The following is a 23,702-nucleotide window of genomic DNA, read 5'->3' as shown; positions in this document are numbered from 1 at the left end:
TGCCCCAATTGGGCCCACTGTCCGAGTAAGAAGCCTGGACGTTATTCTTTGCCTCAAACGAATTCTAATGGAACAATATAAGAGGTACTTCGGATGAAGGCCTTTCAAAGCAACGTCGTACGAGACCAACCGAGCGCCCAAAGCCTATCAGACCATGTTGGTTTGACAAGACCGGCGATCGTGTTCGCCGGATCGGCGTAGGGCTAGTACGAACATACCTTTAACAGGCGGTTACGCACTGAAGAGGTGCGACAGCCCACACTGGCTGCGAAAACCGTCCTGGACGTTGCCGGTCTGTGACTGGCGTCAGTGCAATGGCTAGCGCTGCTGTGGGGTTTGTCGCTCTTCCGGCGGCGCTCTGTCTTGATATGATTAGTGTCGCGCTGTATCGCGCCATCTGGGCCGCTTTTCTGATCGCGGGAAACTATTTCTGCAACTGGTTCGGCCACGAAGGAAGCCAGAATACACACCTTCAGATGCTGAACTGGGGTATAGCCAATTCAGTTGGTCTGATCCGTCAGGCGATCCACTTTGCCTGACGTAAATCAAGTTGTACTACTCCACGCAGTTTCTTTGGGCAAAGTCAGAGCCATCAGGCAACCGATCCGCATACGGAACCAATTTGCTCAATCGCGGCGGCGTCTTGAACCTCGGTTCTACAGCACCTTCGCGCAGATACTTTCTGACAGTGTTGCGAGACAGCCCCGTGCGCCGTTAATTATCGCGGATTGGCATTTTGTCACGCAATGCCCAGCGTCGTATGACACTCAAAAAATTCCATGCCGATCACTTCAAGTCTCCCCAAACAAAATCCTCGGAGCAATGTGTTCACAAGGGTCAATTCTCAGTGAAAGTTATCAGGCCTACCGGGTCACTTTTCAGTGGAAATCAACAATCATGTGAGGCCGGAGAAATGAGTGCTGGCTAAATGATCTCAGGCGCAAAGAAAACTCTTTATGAAGGGACCTGTCCACAAATGGCGATGCAATGGGGATAAACCACTGACCTGTTGACGGATTCTTCTAATATTCACCACAAGTGTTGGCGAAACATCAACGGAAGGATATTGGAAGAGCAGATTGATGTCACATCAGGACTGCAAAATATGACGACGCTGAATTCAGATAGCAGAAAACGGCTGGAAAGACGCTCTCTCAGCGTGGCCATGTGGGGAAACCTTTTCATGGCCGCCGCGGGGGTGCTGGCTGGTATGTTGTCGAATTCAAACGCGATCATGATGGACGGACTGTTCTCCCTGGTCGGGTTCGGCTCGGCGCTGCTTGGGCGTCGGATCAGTCGTCGCATCGATGCGGGTCCGGACAAGGTCCGCCCTTTCGGCTACGCCGCTGACGAGGCTATTTTTGCGACATTTCGCTCACTGTCTCTTCTCGGCTTGGTCTTGTTCGCAATAACGAATGCGATCAAGAATATCTACAACTACCTCAACGGCATAATGCCTGAGCCGTTGAACTTTGCGCCGATGATCATCTACTTCGCCGGGATTGGCCTCACATGCACCTTCATGTGGGGCTTCCATCATTTCACCTGGCGCCGAATGGGAAAGAACAGCTCGATCCTGCGGCTCGAGTCCAAGGCTGCGATGTTCGACGGGCTGATTACGGCGGCGGCAGGTGTAGGGCTGGGTGCCGTCTACTTGTTCCGCGACGGTCCGCTGGCACCAGTTGCGCCGGTGGGCGACTCGGTAATCGTCCTAGTACTGTGCTTGTTGGCGGTCGGAACCTACGTCACAGATTTTCGCAGAGGATTGGGTGAATTGGCGGGCGTCAGCGCAAGCCCCGGAGACATCGCTGCAGCCCGACGGGCTTTGCGTGCTGCTATTGTTCAGGATGGAGGATCACTACAGGATCTGTCCGTCACCAAACTTGGGCGAACATTCCTGATTACAGTCTATTACAATCCCGGCCGGCCGATTTCTGCGTCTGTTATCGACGACCTGAACCTGCGCATGATCCGTGATACGCGCGAAGCACTGTCCGGCGCAGATGTGCTGCTCGTGATCACGGAACACTCAAGGCGCTGGCCGGATTCACTGAACCCTCTTTAACTAGGGTCAGGATGCATTGATTTTCGCTTCGTTGCGTGATTCACGACTCGAAAACGGAGCGGTGATATGAGCGACCTTTATTGGCTGACAGACGAGCAGATGGCCAGACTTTCCCCTTTCTTCCCGTGGTCGCATGGCAAGCCGCGGGTCGATGGCAAGAGGGTGCTGAGCGGGATTATCTTCATCAATCGCAATGGGTTGCGGTGGCGTGACGCACCCAGAGAATACAGGCCGCACAAGACGCTTTATAGCCGGTGGAAGCGTTGGAGTGAGAAAGGTATCTTCGCTCGGATGATGGCCGGCCTGGCAGCCGAACACGGCGAGGAAAAGACTGTGATGATCCCCTCTCATCGAAACTGCGTTTCGACTGCCGGGCAGTGGACGCGACCTCTCTCAAAGCCCACCGTACCGCGACCAGCATGGCCGCGAAAAAGGGGGGGCGTGGCCGCCTGATTCACTGCCCGGCAGGCGCATCCGAAGGATGCTGCCGAGAGGGGCCGAACCAAGGGCCGCATGAATACCAAGCTGCATGCCATTTGCGATAGCAAAGGTCGCCCGCTCAACCTGTTCGTTACCGCCGGGCAGGTCAGCGACTACATCGGTGCTCGGGCTCTGCTCAGCAGCATACCAAATGCGGACTGGCTGCTCGGTGATCGTGGCTATGACGCCGACTGGTTCCGAGACGCCTTGAAAGACAAAGGGATACGCGCCTGCATCCCTGGTCGAAAGCAGCGCAAGGCGCCGGTCAAATACGACAAGCGCAGATACAAGCGGCGAAACCGCATCGAGATCATGTTTGGCAGGCTCAAGGATTGGAGGCGCGTGGCAACACGCTATGATCGTTGTCCCAAGGTCTTCCTATCCGCCATCGCGCTCGCGGCTCTAGTCATCTACTGGTTATGAATCCTGACCCTAGCCCTGTCGCCTGTCTGCAAGGTGCTCGATCGAAAGAGTCCCGATTTGCGCGAAGGTGCCAAATGACCTGAAGCATTGGATAACGGGTCGCCGCGCGGGGTTGGGCGCTCAGTCATCTGTTCCCGTTTCGGAAGCGTGGATTTGATAAGTAGGCGCTTTTTTGGGCAGGTTCTGAACAGAAGGTTCGGTGGGAAGAGTGGAGCGGAGTGCCCGCGATAGATCGATTTGCGCCGGGCGAACCGCCAAGGTGTGCAAGGTCAGGTCACACGTGCGCGTTGATCCTCGATCCCCATTGAGATCAGCGAAGGTTCTTCGCGTTGGCTGGTCTGAAAGCTTGCTTTGTCCTGCATCTTGTCCCAATTGCTCAGGATCAAACATTGCGCGACGGCTCCGCCCAGTGTGGTTCCCGGTCCGGTGACGATGAACATGTCGGGTGCGAACTCTTTCGCGGCCTGTGATACGGCCTTTGTGAAATCATAGGTTTCGGTCACCTGATGACCCAAGGTGTAGTCCCAAAGCGCGTCCAGATCACAGGCTCCGGGCCACCAGATCTGACCACGGCCATCTATCATGGGCAAATTGGGTTGCCGGAACAGATCTGCGGCAAGGCGGGCGCGACCGGCTTCGGCAACTGGGCGTTGCAGATGTGAATGAAACCCTGCGTGATTGGCCAGCCGCATCGGAAATCGTTCCTGCACCACAGGCACCTTGTTTTCAAAGGCGGACAACCCAGCTTCATCCCCGGCCATAACCAGCATCCCGCCCAGATCAATTGACAGCGTGAGGGTCGCGCCGGTGCCGTCGATCTCAGCGACCAAAGCCAGCAGTTCGGCCTTGCGTGCCGGGTTCGGCTGCCAGTCGGCATCCATGAAAGGATAGATCAACTGGCCGCCAATCAGGCTCTGCTGCATGAGTGTTCCCATGGTGTTGACCACCTCGAACCCTGCCTCGGCAGTCAAGGCGCCCCCGCAGGCCAGGGCTGAATACCAGCCCATCGAGTTTCCGGTCACAGCCACCACGTCGATTTTCTCCGGATCGATGGCACGAAAATCGCCCAGCGTGGCGGCATAGATCAAGGCCGAGGCATTGTCTCCGCGCGTGTGCTTTGCCACGGAATACCGTGTTGCGCCGTCCAGTTCGCTTAGGGTTTCCTGACCCTGTGCGCGCCGCATGCCATCGAAATGTGCCAGCAGGGCCTTGTCGGTAAAATGCCGACCCAGAACACCCAATTCGGGTTTGTTATAGGTTCCGCGCCCCGGACAGATGACAACAGCGGTTTGTTTCGCAGACCTCATTTGCCCGTCTCCATAAGGGATCTTGCTGCGGCCTCGATGCTGTCTTTCGATGGCATGGTCGCGGCATAGGCCGGGCCGGTGGCGATAAAGCTGTCTTCGGCGGTAATACGAGCCATCGGCACATCAGTGGTTTCGTGGAAATGGGCCATCAGGGCTTCGGCCACGCCGCCGTGATGCCGGGTTTCATCGACGATCAATATCCGCTTGGCGCCGCTTACGGCCCGGGTCAGCGCGTCTTTGGGAAGCGGCGACAACCAGCGCATGTCAATTATCCGGGTTTTTGTCCCGTCGGCCTCCAGCGATTTGCGCGCCTGATGGCTGAGGTAGACGCCATTGCCAAAGGTAACGATGGCCAGATCGTCGCCATCTCCATCCACGCCGACCTCGCCGAAACCGATCCTTTCGGATGGGTCGGGGTAAGTGTGCATCCAGCCTGCGTCCCCGGCTTCGTGCAGGTCCCGCATCGGGTAGAGCGCGATGGGTTCCAGAAACACGACCAACCGCTGTTCTTCCCGGGCCAGCCGCACGCATTCACGCAGCATTCGTGCAGCGTCGGCGCCGTTCGATGGGCAGGCCAGGATCAGCCCCGGAATATCGCGCAAAACCGCGACCGAGTTGTCATTGTGGAAATGCCCGCCAAAGCCCTTTTGATACCCCAGCCCGGCGATGCGAACGACCATCGGGTTGGTGTACTGACCGTTCGAGAAGAAGGGCAGGGTGGCCGCTTCACTGCGCAACTGGTCTTCGGCGTTGTGAAGATAGGCCAGGAACTGGATTTCCGGCATGGGCGTAAACCCGTTTTGGGCCATCCCGATGGCGAGGCCCAGAATCGACTGTTCGTCTAGCAGCGTGTCGATCATCCGGTCGGGTCCGAAACGGGCCTGAAGCTTTTGCGTCACGCCATAGACACCGCCTTTGCGCCCGACATCTTCGCCCATCATCACGATCTCGCCGTGTTCAAGCATCAGGTCGCTCAGGGCCCAGTTGATCAGGCGCGACATGATCTGGGGTTCAGCATGTGCTTTGAGGTCGCCGCCGAATACCTCAGCCCGATGTTCAGCTGACGGGCCATTGGTCGGGGCACAGGGGCGTGCGGGCGGGATCAGGCTGGCCATCACGTCACCTGCGGTTTTCAGGCGAGGGCGGGTGATCGCCTTGTCGGCGACGCGCGCTACGCGGTCGCAGGTGTCGGTGTATACCTTCAACGCGTCATCCGGTTGCATCGAACCCGATTGTTCAAGCAGACGGACGGAGTGCAGCAGGGGGTCGTTCGACTCTTCAGCTTCGACCTCGGATTTCGGCATATACGTGGTGGGCATATCTGCTCCGGCGTGGCCATACAGGCGCACCGTGCGGATGTGCAGAAATGCGGGTTTCTTACGGCTGCGGACATAGGCGGCGGCTTCTTGAGCGACACGGTAGGTTTCGAAAACATCGAGCCCGTCGCACGAGAAATACCTCAGTCCCGGTCGATGAGAGAATGTCGCGGCAATCCAGCCTTGTGGTGTCTTGGTCGAAATTCCGATCCCGTTGTCCTCGCAGCAAAACAGCAGCGGCAGGGGAACCGACTGGTAAGATGTCCACTGTGCAGTGTTGAATGCGCCTTGCGCGGTGGAATGATTGGCCGAGGCATCACCAAAGGAACAATAGACGATGGCGTCGTCCGGCATTTCTGCATGTTCTGGTTTGTGACGGCGGGCTGCCCCGATTGCATAAGCCGCGCCGACTGCTTTGGGCAGGTGGCTGGCAATGGTCGAGGTCTGCGGCGGGATGCAAAGCGCTTTTGACCCCAACACCTTGTGCCGCCCACCGCTGATCGGATCATCAGAGGATGAAGCGAAGGACAACAGAATATCCCATGTCGGGCTCTGCCCCGGCACCTGATCGGACCGGGCGATCTGAAACGCGGCGTCGCGGTAGTGCAGAAAAGCAGGGTCTGTCGGGCGCAGGGCTGCCGCCACGGCGGCCATCCCTTCGTGACCAGAGGAGCCAATGGTATAGAATCCCTGACCCGCTTTCTGCATTGCCCGGCTTTGGCGGTCCAATGCACGGCTGAGACATTGCGCGCGATATAGCCCGACTGCTACGGACGCTGTCAGTGGGCCAGACGGCGTCGCGCCAGCGGGGAAATCCCGTGCCGCAACCCGGCGCAGGAAATTGTCATGCACAATGGTTGCGCGATCCATCTTTGTCGTCCTCAGGCGAAGGCTTGCAGGCCCGTTTGCGCGCGACCCAGGATCAGGGCGTGAACATCATGAGTGCCTTCATATGTGTTCACGGTTTCAAGATTCACCATGTGGCGGATCACGTGGAAATCCTGGCTGATGCCATTGCCACCGTGCATGTCACGTGCGTGGCGTGCGACCTCTAGTGCCTTGCCGCAATTGTTGCGCTTGATCAGACTAATCATTTCTGGCGCTGCGCGGGCTTCGTCCATCAGGCGACCCACGCGCAGAGCGGCCTGAAGGCCCAAGGCGATTTCGGTCTGCATGTTCGCAAGCTTCAGCTGGAACAGCTGCGTTTGCGCCAAAGGGCGACCGAATTGTTTTCGGTCCAGACCATATTGCCGTGCGGCGTGCCAGCAGGCCTCGGCTGCGCCCATAGATCCCCAGGCGATACCGTATCGTGCACGGTTTAGGCAGCCAAACGGCCCTTTCAGACCTTCGACACCCGGCAACAGAGCATCTTCCCCGACCTCGACATTGTTCATCACGATCTCACCCGTGATCGAGGCACGCAGCGACAGTTTGCCTTCGATCTTCGGGGCTGAAAGACCGGGTGTGCCTTTTTCAAGAACGAAACCTTTGATCTTGCCGTCATGCGCGTCTGATTTGGCCCAGACAACAAACACGTCAGCAATGGGCGCGTTCGAAATCCACATCTTTGAGCCGTTGAGGACATAGCCCCCTTCGGTCTTTTTCGCGACGGTTTTCATGCCGCCGGGGTCCGAGCCCGCATCGGGCTCGGTCAGGCCAAAGCAGCCAATAGACTCACCGCTGGCCAGTTTCGGAAGATATTTCCGGCGCTGTTCATCCGTTCCGTAGGCATGGATCGGGTACATGACGAGGCTGGACTGCACCGACATCATCGAGCGATAACCGCTGTCAACCCGTTCCACTTCGCGTGCGACCAGACCGTAAGTGACATAACTGGCACCGATGCCGCCGAATTCTTCGGGGATGGTCGTGCCCAGAAGGCCCATTTGCCCCATCTCGCGAAAAATCTCGGGGTCTGTTTCTTCATTGGCAAAAGCCTGAGTTACACGGGGCAGCAGTTTGTCCTGCGCGTAGGCGTTGGCCGCATCGCGCACCATGCGTTCGTCCTCGGCCAACTGGTCTTCCAGCAGAAAAGGGTCATCCCAAGTGAAAGGGCCAAGCTGGGGGCGGGATTGTGGTTTCATGAGAGTTTCCTTTCTACAGCGGCTTTGAGACGTGCAAGCCCCGCTGCAATTGTATCTTGGGCATAAGCAAAGCTCAGGCGAAAATGTCCGGGCAACCCGAATGCGCGACCGGGAACCAGAGCGACACCAGCATCTTCCAACAACCAGGTGCAGAAGTCAGCGTCATTTTTGAAAGGCCCACCCTGATCCTCAAGCAGTCCGGCGCAGGAAGGGAAGGCGTAAAACGCCCCGTCGGGTGCCGCGCAGCGCAAACCCGGAACCGCGTTCAACCCTGCAACCACCAGATCACGGCGTTCGGCAAATACGGCGCGGCGTTCTTCCAACAGGCCCGCGCTGCCGGTCAGCGCCGCAAGCGAGGCCCATTGTGCAATCGAACAGGCACCCGAGGTAACCTGCCCCTGAACGGCCACCATCGCCTTGATCAGCTCGACCGGCCCGATCCCCCAGCCTATACGCCATCCGGTCATGGACCATGCTTTGGAGACACCGTCGACGATCAACAGACGGTCGGCAAGGTCAGGGGCCGCCTCGGCCACTGATACAAACGGAGTAAAGCTGAGATGGCGATAAATCTCATCCGCAAGAACCCAGACCTGCGGATGCCGGGACAGAACAGATGCGAGGGCGGCAATTTCATCCTGCGTGTAGATTGCCCCCGACGGGTTCGACGGCGTGTTGAGCATCAGCCAGCGTGCGCGCGGTGTAATGGCGGCCTCTAACTGTTCCGGCAGAAGCTTGAATCCCTGATCCATCTGGCAAGGCAGAATGACGGGCGTTCCACCCGCCATCCGCACTATGTCAGAATAGCTGGTCCAGTAGGGCGCGGGCATGATGACCTCGTCGCCGGGGTTCAGGCTGGCCAGCATGGCATTGGCAATCACCTGTTTGGCACCGGTCGACACAATGACCTGAGCAACTTCGGCTTTGGCCTGCCGGGCAACTTCGGTGCGCAAATCGGGCACCCCGGCCGTCGGCGGGTACTTCGTCTTGCCGTCCAGCGCTGCCGCGTGGGCTGCTTCGACCACATGGGGCGGGGTGGGCAGGTCAGGCTCACCGGTCGACAATGCCAGAACATCGCGCCCTTCCGAACGCAAGCGTGCGGCGGCCTCGGAAATCTGCACGATTTCGGACAATTCGATACCGTTTAGTCGGTTTGCGCGATGGAACACTGTTAATCTTCCTCTGGAGATGACTGAGGTTCTATCTGCAAAGTAACTTGATAAAAATACGCTGCTTTGTATCGTTTCAGTGACTAAAACTCATGAGTGATATGCCCAGAATCAATTCCCTGCCGTCTTTTGCCCTCATGCGCAGTTTCGAGGCTGCTGCACGCCACGAAAGCTATACCATGGCGGCAGAAGAGCTTGGTGTGACGCAGGGCGCGGTTAGCCGTCAGGTTCGTGAACTTGAGGTTGCGCTGGGGGTGACGCTGTTTCGCCGGGTCGGACGTGCGGTTCGCTTGTCGAAGGCGGGTCGCGCTTTGTTTGAAGAACTTGCAGGCGACCTTGAGCGGCTGAACGGTACGATCAATCGTGCGATCGCGGCCGGTGACGGTGCGTCGTTGCTGACCTTGGCGGTCCTGCCCACCTTTGCGACACGGTGGCTGGTGCCCAGACTGCCGGATTTCAAGCACCTGCATCCGGGGATCGAACTGGATCTGCATTCCTACACGACGCCGTTCAGCCTGGAAGAGCGGCGCATGGACCTTGCCATTCACTTTGGGCACGAAGACTGGCCCGGTGCGCGGCTACGCAAGCTGTTCCCGGAAAAACTTGTTGTAGCGGCTGCGCCTGTGTTGTTGGGCGACCAACGGACTTTCGAGGAACAGCATGTGTTCGATCTGCCGCTGTTGCATCTGACCTCGCGGCCCGGGCTGTGGTCCGAATATCATGCCAGCCATAGACTTGAGGCCAGAACGGTTTTTCCAGGAATGCGCTTTGATCAGTTCTCGATGCTGATCGAAGGCGCAGTTGCCGGGCTTGGGGCTGCGATTTTGCCGTCCTACCTGATCGAGGCCGAGTTGGCGTCGGGCGCGCTGGTCCAGACCGGGCAACTGGCGAATACCTCGGGCAGCGCATATTTCATTGCCACACCAACCGGACAGAGGAACGAGGCCGTACAAGCATTTGCGGACTGGATCATCCGGCAAACGAAAAGGCATCAGTAAGGGTGCAGCCGCGAAAGAAAGGTTACAGTATCCGGATGCCCGGCATGGTCTGGATGATTGCCAGATCCTGCTCGTAAAGCTCTGTAAATGCGTCAACGATGTCGGCGTTCCAGCCGGGCAGATCAAGTTCCTCTTCGACCTCATCGGGCCGGGCGTGGTCTTCCAATATCCGCGCAAGGTCTTCGCGTTGAGTATCTTTGTCGAGGCCGTCGCTGCCCCGCACGATGTCCAGAACATGCCGTTGACCGGTTTCAGTCAGAAGCGACGACAGCAACGCATACTCATCCACCAGAGGAGCGTCACCGGGCAGGCCCGCCATTGCGCGCATGATATCCCCCAGAATCAGTGGCAAGTGTTCATTCTTCCACAAAGTGAGCTGCACCTGAGGCGCAAGATCGCGCAGATCTTCGATCATGCTCAACCAGCTCAGGCAGCTCAGATCGGTGCTGGTCAGAATCTCCTGCCGGTGATCTTCATGGATCGACATAAGGACCTTGGGTATGAAAAAACCGGGGTTCACCAGACCGACAAATAATTCGACCTGAGCATCGTCCAGCAAGGTCTGCACATAGGCTGTCCGCTGCCCGGCAAAAGGGTAAATCTGTCCATGTTGCAGGGCAGAGCGTGTTGGGCCAAAGAACTTGTCGTTCGAGAGGATGACACGATCAACATTTGGATCATCTGGAAGAAGGGCGTGCAGCCCGTCCTGCGTTTTTGAATCAGTCAAATCCTGAGCAAGAGCATCAGATAGAACCTTGACAAACTGACGCCCGCCGCGTGGCCCCAAGATCGCAGCACGGCAATCCACCAAGGCCTGCTTGTTTGCCGAAAGCGAGGACAGCACTTGCCCTTCATCGGCAAAGGCGGCCCCGGCATGGATTACTACCTGCATCTTTAGTCCTTTTACCCTCAGGGGCTGTGTCCATCCCATTCTATGTCTTTGCGTCGCATGAAAATCTGCAACGAACCAACCGTGCGGTTTCTGCACTTTCTCAGGAAAACGGGCAATCCCCAAGTGCGAGTTAAAAATGAGGGTTGCAGTCCTCTGTCGGACGAAGTAATCGACTGCCAGTGCCCCTATAGCTCAGCTGGTAGAGCAACTGATTTGTAATCAGTAGGTCCGCGGTTCGAGTCCGTGTGGGGGCACCACCAATTCATTGAAATTTATAACGTCCCGACCTGACACTGAGGCTTTACGTGCCTCCGTCCGAGTTGGGCGGAACCGTCCTTTACCGTTGTTCCCCGGAGTAGCCATGTATAGGGCATCTCAATCGGGAAATAGGGGAACTCAGGTCTAACTCGCTGGACAGTAACAAAAAACAAATCCGAAACAGGGTTGGGACATGAAAGTGGCTCTGGTACAGAAATGAGAGACTCAGGTTTTGGGTAATCAGATTCACACAATATGGTAATGTCGGGAGCTATGTACGCTTGCGCAGCGACAAATTTTTGTTCCCCGATAGAACGGGAAAAGGATCGGTATTGAAAACACGTTCCCCGGGAGGGACACCGTCAGTCGATCCGATGCATCGGGCCTGGGGATGTGTCGGACCACGCCAAAGCCTGAGGATGTGATCGGGGTGCCGTTGCGCGCTGGTGACTTCCTTCGGGGCTGCCCGCTAATTTTCCTGATCTGGCAGGTCAAAGCACATTGTTATCATCTCGTTGTGCTTGTAAGGACGTTGCACTGTCCGAAAGGGCCGCGCCATGCGGGCGTGATGGAATGGTAGACATATCAGACTTAAAATCTGAAGGGCGTATGCCCGTGTGGGTTCGAGTCCCACCGCCCGCACCAGGCACTTTCGAAAGGAACATTCCGCTGCCCGGGTTGCGTGTCTTCGGGACCGCACATGCTGTGAAGCGCAGCCTACGTCGTCATGGCGTCATATTCATGACCAGGACTATACCGGATACCCCAATTCCCGGATCAGCCTCCAGATGTCCTTGTTCGCGGCTGACAACTGATTGACGACTGTCTCGATTTCGCGAAGCGCATCATCATCTACCGTATCCGAGCGCCCCAGTCTGATATCGGTCTTACGGTCAGAAATCCGCATCAGAATTGTTTTCGGGTTTCCGCTTTCCTGATCGAATGAATAGATGCAGTGGTTATACTTGTTTCGAATGCCTGAAAGCTTGCTGAGCCGTTGCGTGCGTTCGAGGATCGGGTCACGAACCTGCGCGGGTCTTCCCTCCATCTTGGCAAGCCGTTCGACCAGATCAATACGCGCGCGGGTTGTGTTCAAGGTCAGGAAAATAATGACGGCCACGTCTTTCGACGTTCCGGAAAGGCCCGCGATCAGGTGGATCAGCAGGCTTTCGGTGTTGGTCCACATATAGTTCAGCCTGCCAACCAAAAGGATCAGGCGATCGAACCGGGCTTCGAACGTGTCAGTCAAGGGCGGATTGCTGCGCCTCGTGCGGCGCAACCTCGTAGTAGAAATGTGCGGCAGCGGTGCGGTTGCTGACACCGATCTTACCAACCACGTTGTGCATATGCAGCTTGACCGTATGTTCCGTAATTCCCAGCTTGGTCGCAATCAACTTGTTGCTTTTGCCCTGCGAGACAAGTTGCAGGACCTGCTTTTCGCGACGCGTCAGCTTCAGGTACCGCGACTGCTGGTCGCCAGCATTTGTGGCACTTGTCACTGATCGGTCCGGGATGTCCCGAGTGTGCTGGCCTGGAAAGGCGACGCAATCGGCAAGGAAACTGGGCAGGTACAATTCTTCATGCATCAGCAGCCTGAGGATGGCACGCCAAGCATCGGGCGCCACATTCATCGGCAGAAATCCAACTTCGCCGAACTGCGCGCGATCCCAGGATTCAAACATATGCCGGGCTGATTCTTCTTTGCGATAGGCAAAGGCAAGACAGCCGGATCCGGTACTTTTGGTATAGGCCATTGGGCGCGCCAGCAGGTCTTCAAGCATCATCTGATCAACAACAACGATCTTGCTGCAACCGGGCGCTTGGCTGCTCATGGCTTCGAGGGTTTCAAACCGTCGGGCGCGAACTCCGAATTCAGTTTGAACGCTTCTTAGGGTCTGATTGGAGTAGAATAATTCTTTTCCAATAAAGACAACCGAAAAATCTTCTGAATAAAGATCCTGATTGGCAGTTTCATCCATCAATGACGCACTCATCACATTCCCTCGCAAACGGGGTCAACCAAAAATTGCTTATTTGAATTCTGGTGGTCTGAAATAGTTAACTAATCAAATAGGTAATTAAATTTTATTATACTCGAAAGCATGGTTTTCCACAACCGGGAGGAGTGCTTCCATAGCCTGTACCATAGAACTTTCGGTTAGGTTCCTGCTTGGATTTTTGTGCAACCAGCGGAAACAATTGAATTATTTTGTTGCGACTTTTTATGGGTAGGTCATGCGGGGCAGGCGTACGCAAATTTAGGCGCTTTCTAAAAGAAAGTAATAAAAACAATGATGTAACTACCTCAAAACTTTCGACTAGCTAGGCGTGGGCGTGCGTCGCTGCGAACATGGCTGGGCTTCAATTGTCGAAGCGCCTGTCCCTGTCGCGCCGGTCATTGCGTATTTAAGCAACCTTCATGAACCGTCGCGCTTTCGGCTTAGCCGGGAAAGGAGGTGGCCATTTAGAAACTTCCACGACCGCTTTCAGCGCGTTCAAGTGCTGCGCGGGTATTTTTGTTTCAATCTCGCCTGATGCCGCTTTTTAGATGAATGGCGGTCTGGCGTTCCAGAAATAGGAATTTGTCATGAGACGTAATGTGAATAATACAAACGTAACAACCGTCGACGAAATTAATGTCGAAAACCTGGAAGCTCCGGTAAATGTTGAAATCCCGATTGATGAGGCGTTTGTTGAAGCTGATCTGACTGCACAACAGCAGCAGCAGGACCAGAATGTCGAAAACTCCAACGATCAGGGCCAAGACCAAAATCAAGGCCAGGATCAGGGTCAGGAACAAGGCCAGGACCAAGGTCAGGATCAGGGCCAGGATCAGGATCAAGGTCAGGATCAGGACCAGACGCTCAATGCCGGAGATAACACCAACGACAATTCGAACAGCAATGCGATCAATATCGACTTTGGTGGCGGAGAGTGGATTCCGCGTGATGACGATCAGGTTGATCTGGACTTCGGAGATAACGCGTCGGTTGGCGACGTAATCACTGCAGGCCGTGATCTGAACTATGATCCTGGCGATGACATGAATGTCGATATCTCAATGGATGGTGCGGGAACCGCGATGGCGGCCGTCAACAGTCAGGTGGCCAGCCTGAGCGATGACGACACGCTGGAATCGGCGTCAGTTTCGAACAATTCCGGTTTCTATCAGAATGGTAGCGCCTATGGCGGTACCGCCAACGCTGAAGAAGGTATCGGCGTCAAGTCCAGCGGTGGAGATTCGGGCGACGGTGGTACCAGCTATGGTGGTTCGGCAGACTCGACCACGCTGGGCAGCCATGCGTTTGGTGCCGGTGGCGATACCGGCAGCGCCGACGCGGATTCGAGTGGCGGCGCAGGCGGTGATACCGGTGACGCAAATAACGCCAGCATTGGTGTCGGCCTGTCCGGCGCAGGGGCTGACGGTGACAGCACTGGCGGCGACGGCGGCGACGCTGACAGTTCGTCTTCTGCTGACAACGACGGCAGCTCAAGCGTTGACGGTGACGGAACCGGTGGTAACGGCGGAAGCGCAGATTCGTTTGGTCTGGGACTGGGCCTTGGTCTGTCTGGCTCGAATGCCTCGGGTAGCGCCGATGGCGGCGACAGCGATTCCGACTCGAGCGGCACAGGCTTTGGTCTGGCCGGCAATGACGTAGACGCCGAAGGATCAGACGGCGGTGACGGCAGCGCTTCGACGGACGGTTCGTCGTCGAATTCCAGTGACAGCACTACCGAAGCCAATGATGCGACCGCGGGCAGCAACGCTGCAGAGGGCAGCGCTGACAGTGGCGCGGACAGCTCGGCCGACGGCACTGGCGGACCTGGTACCGGCGGTGAAGGCACGGGCGGCGAAGGAACCGGTGGTGAAGGATCCGGTGGCGACGGCACGGGCGGTGACGGAACCGGCGGTGACGGCGAAGGCGGATTTGCTGCGATGGTCGAAGCTGCAATCATGGCCCTGCAGGAAGAGCTTGGCATGATTGATGCCGAAGCGGGCGAAGGTGGTGACGGAACTGGCGGTGACGGAACCGGTGGCGACGGTTCGGGCGGCGATGGCTCTGGTGGCGATGGCTCAGGCGGTGACGGTTCGGGCGGCGATGGTTCCGGTGGAACCGCTGACGCGGATTCAGATGCGCAGGGTGTTGGCGACCAGTCCGCAAGCGGGCCTGACATCAACCAAAGCCCAGGTGACGTGAACGGTGCGTCCAGCAATTCGCAGAACACGGATGGCAGCGGTGGTAATGGCGGATCCAATTCGGCCAACGGCACAGCGGACGCAGCGGGTTCTGGTACGTCTGCAGCAGACGGTGACGGCGGAGCAGGCGGCACAACGACGCCCACATCCACGTCTTCGGGCAACGGTGCCGGATCTGCCGATGCAGCCAATACCGCCGGTGATGGCGGAGCGGCGGATGTATTCGGTGATGCCGATACAAACGGAGCCGCCGACAGCCTGGCTGAAGCAATCGCCGGATACGGTGGTTCGGGCATGTCCGATAACGATGCCACATCGACTGGGTCGGGCGATGCGACCGGTGCGGCCAGCTCGGGTGCCGGTGGTGCCGGCGGCGCGTCCGCCGCAAATGGCGGAGCCAGCGGATACTCGACCGGCACAGCCATGTCCGGTGACACCATGGGTGGAACCATCACGGGCGGCAGCGCGGCCGGTGCCTATTCAGGTGACGGTGGCGCAGGTGGCAACGGTGGCAGCTGGGGCTCGAACAACGGTGGCGATGGCATCGTGAGCGGTGAGTCCTATGCCTCGGCAGCGGCTGTTGTCGACACCTCGGCCTTTAACCAGTCGATCGTCATGGGGGCCAACGTGCTTGGCAACTCGGTCGATACGACCATGGTCGGTGGCTCGATGACCTCGTCCTACGCAAGCGACGACAACGACGCATAAGTCATAAGGCGAGGCCCGCATTATCGGGCCTCGCTATTTTCGAAAATGCCGGGGCCGCGTGCAGTGGCCCCGGCCCAACTGAACCCAAAGCGGAAATTCTGGCCGGTGCGGGTGAAAAAGGATGACCGACATGGCCCTTGACGCAATTACGGAAACGATAGCGCATTTTGTTGGAACATTTGAACTTACGATCGAACAGGCCCGGCTGCGGGACCAGTATGACGAATTCACCGCCCTGAGGCGAAAAGCAGAAATTGACGGGCTGGACGATCCTGCTGCGATCCACATCAGGGCCGATCTTGATATCCCGGTGGGCGAATACAAACTCCTCCCATACAATTTTGCCCCACCTCAACCTAACCTGCCGCTACCAGACGCGCCGAAGGGGCCTGTACATGAATCGGTGATTATCCTTGGGGGAGATGGGCCGGTTTCCGAGCGTTTTGTCCCGGACGACACGATTGGACCGTCATCCGTTCCTACACTTGTCATTCTGCAGCCGGAAAACGTGCCGTTGGGGTCGGCGGTAAGTTACACCATGCAAAAGGTTTTCCTGCGTGACAACGATACGGTGGGCGAGGGTGAATTTCGCGACACGGATGCGCTGATCGCGAAAGGTGAGCAGATGCTGGACATGGCGTTGTCACTTCATGCCGTAGCAAGCCCGTCATTTTCACTCGCGGATTACCAGTCATTCGAGATGGTCGAGGCACTGGCCGAACAGATGTTGAACCCGATGAACGGGGATGTGGATGGCGTCACCGTGTATCAGTTCCATGGCGATGATGCCTTGGGTGTGATCGTCAATGGCGAGCACATGGCCGAAGCACCTGAATGGACCGACCTGCTGCCCGCTTTCCATCAGCCGGATGAGGCGACTGGCGATGAAGCGGAAACGCCGTGGCCTGCCGAATGGGATCAGTCCAAGGATCCCGATTTTGACGACGGGCATCTGGTGGTGACCGGCGGCAATCTGGCGATCAATGCAGTGTCTGCGACAATTGGTTGGGTGGATGCTCCGTACATTGTTGTAGGCGGACAGGCCATCAATCTGACGGTCATCAGTCAGGTCGCGCTTGTTTCCGACTGGGACGTGGGTGCCATGAATGCCGGAAGCGGTACCAACCTGGTTCAGTCTTCGGTGATCGAAGTCGAAGGCAAAGAGGCCGCCTGGCTGGACGATGCCGACGGAGCAGGCGGCCAGCCCGCATATGTTGTTGTGGACTGGGTTCACGGCGATCTGGTGGTCGCGAATTTCATCAGCCAGAGTATTGATGCCACCGATATCGATCACATCCAGACCGAAATTTCAGCCACATCCACGCTTTACGTGCTGGGCGACAACGAAATGTACAATGTCGCCGACATTGTGCAGTTGGGCAGCTATTACGATCTCATCATGATCGGCGGAAACATGATTTCAGTCGATGTGCTGATTCAGTCCATGGCCCTTATGGATGACGATGTCATCAGCGGTGGAGTGCCCGCGTCGATAATGGACGGTGATGAAAACCTGCTCATGAACGACGCGTCGGTCAAAACGATCGGCAAGGACATTCACCAGGATATGCAACAGAATATGGCGGACGCGCTGGCCATACAGGAAATGGACATGGAGGCGTTGGAAGACGCGCTTCTGAATGATCCGATGTTCGCCGGGATGGAACAGTTGCGCGTCCTCAAGATCGACGGCGATCTTATGCAGGTGAACATCGTCAACCAGGTCACGATGATGCTGGATCAGGATGACATTGACCTGTCGGGCCCGAATGCTGCCGGGGCCGAAGTTGTCGCGGGCAGCAATGCCATGCTGAACACTGCCCATCTGACCAAGATGGGTGTGGACTCGACAGTCATGGCAGCTGACGGGTCGTACTCTGATTTGTTGCTGCATCAGGCCAGCCTGATCGACATGCCGGACAACGACGAGATTACCGCGATGACCAATGAGGCAATTGCCGCCATCATGGGTGACATGACCGTCGCGCAACCGGATGCGGCCCTGGCACTGAATACCCCAGCTGTTGATTCAACTACACCTGACGACGGCCTGCAAACCATGCTGGCCTGATCCCCCAAGATTTTTACCGAGTGACCAAAAGGTTTCTACATGTCGTTTGTTTTTTCGTCGCACCGCCATCCTTTATCCAGCCCGCTGGACAGGCAAGGCGGGTTGGGTCTGAAGCGTCAGGATCCCGAACCAGGGGCAGATCCTGCAAAACGGGCAACAGGTGCCAAAACCCGACTGCATCTGACGCAGGAGTTCCGAGTGCCTGAACCAGATCAAAACCGGCCGGTTGAAAACGATGCGTTGAAACAGGCCAAAGACCAGAAACACTCATGTGAACTACCGCGCGCTGAACCTCCCCATCGGTGCGCGGCGCCGCAGCCCGTGCAAGACAAGGACATTGCGGGCGGTGGTGACGGGGTGGCTGATGCTGACGGCCCGGATCATGCAACCGCAGACGAAACGACAGCGCGCAAGACCCCCTCTGCGCGCGCGTCCGGCGCGGATCACATGGGCGCAACGATCGAGGCCAAGGCAAACCAGCCACTGTTGCGTACAAAAGCCGGCGGCGGTGACGGGAACGGGCCACCCCAAACCTTTCACAAGCGCACCCCGCCCGAGGATTTCCAGCGCACATTGCGGGATTCGATCCGGGCGATCCGGCGTAACCTGGCATTTGTTCTGGTGCTGACCTGCGCCACCAATATTCTGATCCTGTCGATCCCGATCTACCTGTTTCAGATCAGTGACAGGGTTCTGACCAGCCGATCCTTGGATACGCTGATCATGTTGACGGCGATCGTCGCCGGGGCCGTGATTTTTCAGTCTGCTTTTGATGCGGTGCGGCGGTTTACGCTGATGCGAACCGGCGTCGAGGTTGCCGTTCGTTTGGGTGCACCGGTGCTTAGTGCTGCTGCGCACGCATCGTTGCATGGAAACGGGCGCGAATATCAGACGCTCGGCGATTTGCAGCAGCTGCGCGGTTTTCTGGTCTCGGGAACTTTGATTTCGTTTCTGGACGTGCCATTCGCGCCCCTGTTCATTCTGATGATCTTTCTCGTGCACCCGCAACTGGGCATGATCGTCGTGGTGACGGCGCTGATCCTGATGACGATTGCGCTGGTCAACCAGAAAATGACAGCCAAACCCTTTGCCGAGGCAAACAGGGCGCAATCCATGGCAAACCTGCATCTGGATTCCATGTCGCGCAACAGCCAGATTATCAACGCCTTGGCCATGATCCCCGAAGCAGTGCGGATCTGGGGGCGGGACACCGCCCAATCCCTAACCTGGCAGGTACGCGCGCAGGATCGAAACGTGATCTTCGCGGCGATTTCACGCGCAGTTCGCCTGCTGACACAGATTGGCATTCTCGGATGGGGCGCATTTCTGGCACTGCAGGGAGAGATTACCGGCGGCATGGTGATTGCGGCCTCGATCATTGCCGGGCGCGCCTTTGCGCCCATCGAAGGTTCGATTGAAGGGTGGAACAGTTACCTTCTGACGCGCGCGGCCTATGGGCGGATCAAGGCGCTGCTGTCAACCTCGGCTCTGCAACACGAGAAGTTGCGCCTGCCGCGCCCCGAAGGCCGGTTGGATGTAGAGCGGTTGCTTTATGTCCCCGGCGGAACCAAACGTGTGGTTCTGAATGGGATTACCTTCTCACTCATCCCCGGTGAAACACTGGCGATTATCGGCAATTCCGGTGCGGGCAAAACCACCTTAGGCAAGACCCTTGTCGGGTCCGTTCTGCCAACGTCGGGAAGTGTGCGGCTGGACCTGATGGATATCCGCAACTGGGACCCGCGCCAGTTTGGCGAAAGCATTGGTTATCTGCCACAGGATGTGCAGTTGTTCCCCGGAACCATCAAGGACAATATCGGCCGGATGCGAGCCGATGCCACGGACGAACAGATCCACGACGCCGCTGTACTGGCTGATGTACACAACATGATCGCGACCCTGCCGCAGGGGTATGAGACCGTGGTGGCCGCTGATGGATCGCCTTTATCGGGAGGACAGAAACAACGCATTGCGCTGGCGCGGGCTTTTTTTGGGAACCCGCGAATGGTGGTATTGGACGAGCCGAACTCGAACCTTGACGTCGCCGGGGACAAAGCCTTGGGGCGCGCCATTGAACAGGCGCGTGAAAGCAAGATCACCGTGGTTGTCATTACGCAGAAACCGACGCTGCTGAACGTGGTCGACAAGATCATGTTGCTGACCGATGGGCGCGTCGCATTGTTTGGGCAGCGTGAGCAGGTTCTTCAGCAGATCAACGGGCCGCGCAAACGGACTGGAATTGAAGGGCAACAGGGGGGCTGACCATGAATGACCTCGTACCAGTAAGGCACTCTGCCGGTGAACCAGACGTCTGGTATGCGGAAGTTCCGCGCTCGATCAACCGTTTTATTGTCATCGGTACTATTATGCTGGTCGTCTGTTTCGGCGGTTTCGGCGTATGGTCTTTCAGCGCCCCGCTGGCGGCGGCGGTCATTGCGCAGGGCAGTTTTGTCGCCACTGGACGCAACAAGATCGTCCAGCACCTTGAGGGCGGGATCATCGAAGACATCAAGGTTGTTGAGGGGCAATCGGTTCAGGCAGGTCAGGTGCTGATGACGCTGGATCAGACCTCGGCCCAGGCCAATGAGCGAGAGCTGTTCATCCGCAAACTGCGCTTGCAGGCGATGACCGAGCGGTTGCTGGCGGAATATGGGGAACGGGATCGTCTGGTCTTTACACCAGATCTGGTCGAGGCCTCCAAAGACGTGGAAGTCATGGCCATTCTCGACGGTCAAATGCTCAGCTTTGATGTGTCGCGCAAGACCTTGCTGAATGATGTAGCGCTATTGGAACGCAACATGGAAGCGTTGAAGATCCGGGCAAGTGGCTTTGAGGCCCAATTGGACAGCATGGCCACACGTGCCGAAATTTTGCAGGAGGAATACGAGTCCAAGAACCAGCTTTTCCAGAAAGGGCTGGTTCGAAAGGGCGAATTGAACACGATCCGGCGTGTGCAGGCCGAAGCCGAGGGACAGCAGGCCCGGTTGCGGGCGGAGGCCGCTGAAATCAATCAGATGCTTTTAAAGTACCAGGAACAGATTACACGCACCCGATCCGCCTATCGCGAGGCAGCATTGGATGAACTGGGCGTGGTCGAGGCCGATCTGGAAAGCGTGCGCGAAAAATCCCGTCAGGCCCGCAATGTTCTGGACCGGGCCGTGGTGCGGGCCCCTGTGACCGGGACAGTGGTTCGCCTGCATTATCATACGCCAGGTGGCGTAATCGAAACGGGCGAACCCATTGCCGAAATCCTGCCCGCCGATGCGCCCTTGATTATTGAGGCGCAAATCCCACGCACCGAGATTGATAGTGTGGTAACCGGGCAGACCGCCTCTGTCCGCCTGATCGCGCTCAATCAGCGCACAACGCCGGTTTTGTACGGAGAAGTCTTTTATGTCTCTGCCGACGCGCTGCTTGAAGAGGCGGCAGGCGTTCCAAAAGAGGTATATCTGGCGCGTATCTCACTTACCCCAGACGAGCTGCACCGGGTCAGCGGCTTTGTTCCGACCCCCGGCATGCCTGCGGAAATTATGATCCAAACCGAGGAACGAACTTTTGCGGCTTATATCGCCAAACCTGTGTCGGACAGCATGTCGCGTGCGTTTCGCGAGCAATAACCTAGGTGCCTAAGGCCGCTGGTTCATCTACCTCGAGTCGCGTTCTGATCCTTTTGGGAAAAGCGTGAAAGTGAGGGTGTGTACCTTTGACGGTGCAAGACTTGGGTTTTCACACGCTCCACATCCTTGGCGGGTTGGCGGATCGGCTCAACGGTGGTTGCGAAATCACAGGTTCATGAAGCGCCAGATTTCCGCATCTGATGCAAATCAATGCAAAACACATTCGAATCGAGACATGTTTGGCCGGAAGTCATCATAAGGAACACCCGACCATGTTTCGCCTTGCCGCCATGCTGTATTCACTGATCGCCACTGCCATTTCAGGTTCTGCCGTAATCGCTGTGCTGTCTGCGGGATTGGTTTCCGTCAGCGCAATTGTCGGCGCAGCAGTTGCCGGGGCGGTGATCGCTGCTCCGGCATCGTGGATGGTGGCCCGGCGCTTGTACCGGGGCACCTGATCAGGCGTTCAGGAACGTCCGAACCGCTGCTTCGAATTCACGTGGTTTTTCGGCGTGCAGCCAATGCCCGGCTCCGGGTATTTTGGCGAAACGCGCGCCGGAAAACAGCGAGCGGATTTCAGGGCGGTGTTCCGGCAGGACATAATCCGATGCCGCGCCCGACAGGAACAGGGCGGGGCCATTCCATGTGGCGTCCAACTTGGGGAAGCCCATGATCTTTGGCATCTCGGCTGCAAGAACATCCAGATTAAGCAGCCACCGTTTTCCCTTGATATCCAGCGATTGGGTGAAAAAGCTTTGCAACGCTTTCTCAACACCTTGATCGGCCAATTGCATTTCCGCATCCGACCGGCGGGTGATGCGCGAAAAATCAACAGCCCGCATGGCCTCGATGAACCGGATTTGGCTGTGCGCGTATTGAACCGGCGCGATGTCGGCGACCACCAGCTTGTTCACCAACCCATTGTGCCGCAGGGCCAGGGTCATGGCAGCCTTTCCGCCCATGGAATGTCCAAGAACATCCGCCACGCCGCCGATCTGTTCTATGACTTCGGCGATATCCTGTGCCAGATGGGGATAATCATGGCTCGGGTCCCACATGCTGTAAGCATGGTTGCGCATGTCCACCGCCACAACCTGCCGTTCGTCTGAAAGCCTTTTGGCAATGACGCCCCAATTCCGAGCAGATCCGTAAAGGCCGTGTGCTATTACCAGCGGTGGGCGGGCGGTCGGTTCGCCATGTACAATCGTGTTCAGCATAGCTTGCGTGATACAAGCGCCTACAGCGGATCACCAGCCCCATTGTAGGTCTTTGTGGTGCAGGCTAGATTGCGGCGGCAGGAGAGAGCCCATGCCTCAGGACCCAGACATTCAGACCCGGATCGCCGAGACGGTGGCCTTGCTGCGTGCAAAGCTTGGCGTGCGCGACAAGACGCTAGAGGCATCCATTCGCAAGGCAAAACGACGTCTGCCGCGCCGGGTGTACCGGCAGGCCATGGTGCTTGCCCGATCCGAGGCGATGGCGTCGCACCCGAAGATGCGGTTGATTCTGGATACTCCCAAGCTCGTCAGGGCGTCGGACGTGGTGCAGGATCATCTGGGAAGCATCAATCTTGCGGATCGCAGGTGGGGCTGGTTCCTTGGTTTGCTGGGGGGGCTGGCTTTCAATCTGTTGGCTCTGACAGCGCTACTGCTTGTTTTTCTGTGGTGGCGCGATTTGATCTGACTTTCAGAAGGCTGCCAAGCCGACGCTTAGCCTGATCTCCTTTTGTCAAAGCGGCTGCTCAAACAACAAAAAACGGCGCCTCAAGAGCGCCGTTTTCTTTTCTTTTTAAACGCTTACAGGTTCGGGTAGATAGGGAAGCGGTTGCAGAGGTCTGCGACCTGGGCGCGGACGCGGGCTTCGACTTCGGCGTTGCCGTCTTCGCCGTTGGCGGCCAGGCCGTCGACCACTTCGATGATCCAGTCGGCGATCTGGCGGAACTCGGCCTCGCCAAAGCCGCGGGTGGTGCCGGCGGGGCTGCCAAGGCGGATGCCCGACGTGATGGTCGGCTTTTCCGGGTCAAACGGCACGCCGTTCTTGTTGCAGGTGATATGCGCCCGGCCCAGGGCCTTTTCGGTGGCGTTGCCCTTGACGCCCTTGGGGCGCAGGTCGACCA

At 57.4% G+C, this 23,702-nt stretch carries 17 protein-coding genes, 2 tRNA genes and 2 pseudogenes; 12 read left to right on the top strand and 9 right to left on the bottom strand.

The features are described from left to right. Positions 1-314: 314 nt before the first annotated feature. From ACR0JI_RS20355 to ACR0JI_RS20345, 3 genes and pseudogenes are all read left to right on the top strand, one after another. On the top strand, positions 315-539 hold the full coding sequence (locus ACR0JI_RS20355; protein ID WP_480496320.1) for a hypothetical protein: 225 nt from the start codon (positions 315-317) through the stop codon (positions 537-539). A 566-nt stretch (positions 540-1,105) separates the two neighbouring features. Continuing rightward, positions 1,106-2,065: a cation efflux transmembrane domain-containing protein gene (locus ACR0JI_RS20350; protein ID WP_480496318.1), complete on the top strand. Its 960-nt coding sequence runs from the start codon at positions 1,106-1,108 to the stop codon at positions 2,063-2,065. Positions 2,066-2,131: 66 nt separating this feature from the next. Then, positions 2,132-2,968, top strand: a pseudogene (locus ACR0JI_RS20345) (IS5 family transposase). A gap of 269 nt (positions 2,969-3,237) precedes the next feature. Here ACR0JI_RS20345 and ACR0JI_RS20340 read toward each other — a convergent pair. From ACR0JI_RS20340 to ACR0JI_RS20325, 4 genes are read right to left on the bottom strand one after another with little or no spacing between them, the layout of a single operon-like run. Then, complete coding sequence (locus ACR0JI_RS20340; protein ID WP_480496316.1) at positions 3,238-4,275, bottom strand: ACP S-malonyltransferase; 1,038 nt, start codon at positions 4,273-4,275, stop codon at positions 3,238-3,240. Beyond that, a complete protein-coding gene (locus ACR0JI_RS20335; RefSeq protein ID WP_480496314.1) occupies positions 4,272-6,461 on the bottom strand; it encodes a dehydrogenase E1 component subunit alpha/beta in 2,190 nt (729 codons plus the stop codon). The genes ACR0JI_RS20340 and ACR0JI_RS20335 overlap by 4 nt, the downstream gene beginning before the upstream one ends. An 11-nt stretch (positions 6,462-6,472) precedes the next feature. After that, positions 6,473-7,675 carry an acyl-CoA dehydrogenase gene (locus ACR0JI_RS20330; RefSeq protein WP_480496312.1) on the bottom strand — a complete coding sequence of 401 codons (1,203 nt, stop codon included), beginning with the start codon at positions 7,673-7,675 and terminating at the stop codon, positions 6,473-6,475. Next, positions 7,672-8,844, bottom strand: a complete 1,173-nt coding sequence (locus ACR0JI_RS20325) for a pyridoxal phosphate-dependent aminotransferase (RefSeq protein WP_480496311.1) — start codon at positions 8,842-8,844, stop codon at positions 7,672-7,674. Before ACR0JI_RS20325 ends, ACR0JI_RS20330 begins: the two co-directional genes overlap by 4 nt. A gap of 101 nt (positions 8,845-8,945) precedes the next feature. Here ACR0JI_RS20325 and ACR0JI_RS20320 point away from each other — a divergent pair, with 101 nt between their 5' ends. Further along, on the top strand, positions 8,946-9,842 hold the full coding sequence (locus tag ACR0JI_RS20320) for a LysR family transcriptional regulator (RefSeq protein ID WP_480496309.1): 897 nt from the start codon (positions 8,946-8,948) through the stop codon (positions 9,840-9,842). A gap of 22 nt (positions 9,843-9,864) precedes the next feature. Here the strand turns inward: ACR0JI_RS20320 and ACR0JI_RS20315 are convergent, their stop codons facing one another. Further along, the gene (locus tag ACR0JI_RS20315) at positions 9,865-10,734 is read right to left on the bottom strand and encodes a hypothetical protein (RefSeq protein ID WP_480496307.1); all 870 of its coding nucleotides are present in this window, start codon (positions 10,732-10,734) and stop codon (positions 9,865-9,867) included. A gap of 181 nt (positions 10,735-10,915) precedes the next feature. Here ACR0JI_RS20315 and ACR0JI_RS20310 point away from each other — a divergent pair. Both ACR0JI_RS20310 and ACR0JI_RS20305 read left to right on the top strand, forming a co-directional pair. Then, positions 10,916-10,991 (top strand) — tRNA-Thr (locus ACR0JI_RS20310). A 560-nt stretch (positions 10,992-11,551) separates the two neighbouring features. Further along, a tRNA-Leu gene (locus ACR0JI_RS20305) sits at positions 11,552-11,637 on the top strand. Between the two features lie 106 nt (positions 11,638-11,743). Here ACR0JI_RS20305 and ACR0JI_RS20300 read toward each other — a convergent pair. Beyond that, positions 11,744-12,241 (bottom strand): hypothetical protein, encoded by a 498-nt coding sequence (locus ACR0JI_RS20300; protein ID WP_480473566.1) that lies wholly within the window; start codon positions 12,239-12,241, stop codon positions 11,744-11,746. Further along, positions 12,234-12,986, bottom strand: a complete 753-nt coding sequence (locus ACR0JI_RS20295) for a helix-turn-helix transcriptional regulator (protein WP_480496305.1) — start codon at positions 12,984-12,986, stop codon at positions 12,234-12,236. Before ACR0JI_RS20295 ends, ACR0JI_RS20300 begins: the two co-directional genes overlap by 8 nt. A gap of 593 nt (positions 12,987-13,579) precedes the next feature. Here ACR0JI_RS20295 and ACR0JI_RS20290 point away from each other — a divergent pair. From ACR0JI_RS20290 to ACR0JI_RS20270, 5 genes are all read left to right on the top strand, one after another. Further along, positions 13,580-15,898 carry a hypothetical protein gene (locus ACR0JI_RS20290; RefSeq protein WP_480496303.1) on the top strand — a complete coding sequence of 773 codons (2,319 nt, stop codon included), beginning with the start codon at positions 13,580-13,582 and terminating at the stop codon, positions 15,896-15,898. Between the two features lie 130 nt (positions 15,899-16,028). Continuing rightward, positions 16,029-17,969 (top strand): type I secretion protein, encoded by a 1,941-nt coding sequence (locus tag ACR0JI_RS20285; protein ID WP_480496301.1) that lies wholly within the window; start codon positions 16,029-16,031, stop codon positions 17,967-17,969. Between the two features lie 39 nt (positions 17,970-18,008). Further along, positions 18,009-20,231, top strand: coding sequence for a type I secretion system permease/ATPase (locus ACR0JI_RS20280; protein WP_480496299.1), 2,223 nt, complete (start codon positions 18,009-18,011; stop codon positions 20,229-20,231). Between the two features lie 2 nt (positions 20,232-20,233). Further along, positions 20,234-21,586 (top strand): HlyD family type I secretion periplasmic adaptor subunit, encoded by a 1,353-nt coding sequence (locus ACR0JI_RS20275; RefSeq protein WP_480473560.1) that lies wholly within the window; start codon positions 20,234-20,236, stop codon positions 21,584-21,586. A 272-nt stretch (positions 21,587-21,858) separates the two neighbouring features. Beyond that, positions 21,859-22,044, top strand: coding sequence for a hypothetical protein (locus tag ACR0JI_RS20270; RefSeq protein ID WP_267368020.1), 186 nt, complete (start codon positions 21,859-21,861; stop codon positions 22,042-22,044). Here the strand turns inward: ACR0JI_RS20270 and ACR0JI_RS20265 are convergent, their stop codons facing one another. Then, entirely contained in the window at positions 22,045-22,803 is a 759-nt protein-coding gene (locus ACR0JI_RS20265; protein WP_480473558.1) for an alpha/beta fold hydrolase, read from the bottom strand. It abuts the gene before it with no gap. A gap of 91 nt (positions 22,804-22,894) precedes the next feature. Here ACR0JI_RS20265 and ACR0JI_RS20260 point away from each other — a divergent pair, with 91 nt between their 5' ends. Beyond that, the gene (locus ACR0JI_RS20260; protein WP_209507997.1) at positions 22,895-23,269 is read left to right on the top strand and encodes a hypothetical protein; all 375 of its coding nucleotides are present in this window, start codon (positions 22,895-22,897) and stop codon (positions 23,267-23,269) included. 113 nt (positions 23,270-23,382) lie between these two features. Here ACR0JI_RS20260 and glyA read toward each other — a convergent pair. Next, positions 23,383-23,702 (bottom strand): annotated as a pseudogene (gene glyA / locus ACR0JI_RS20255) (serine hydroxymethyltransferase); the annotation flags it as partial.

The sequence above is a fragment of the Ruegeria sp. N10 genome, from assembly GCF_056531545.1.
This window is presented reverse-complemented; position numbering and strand designations above follow the sequence as displayed.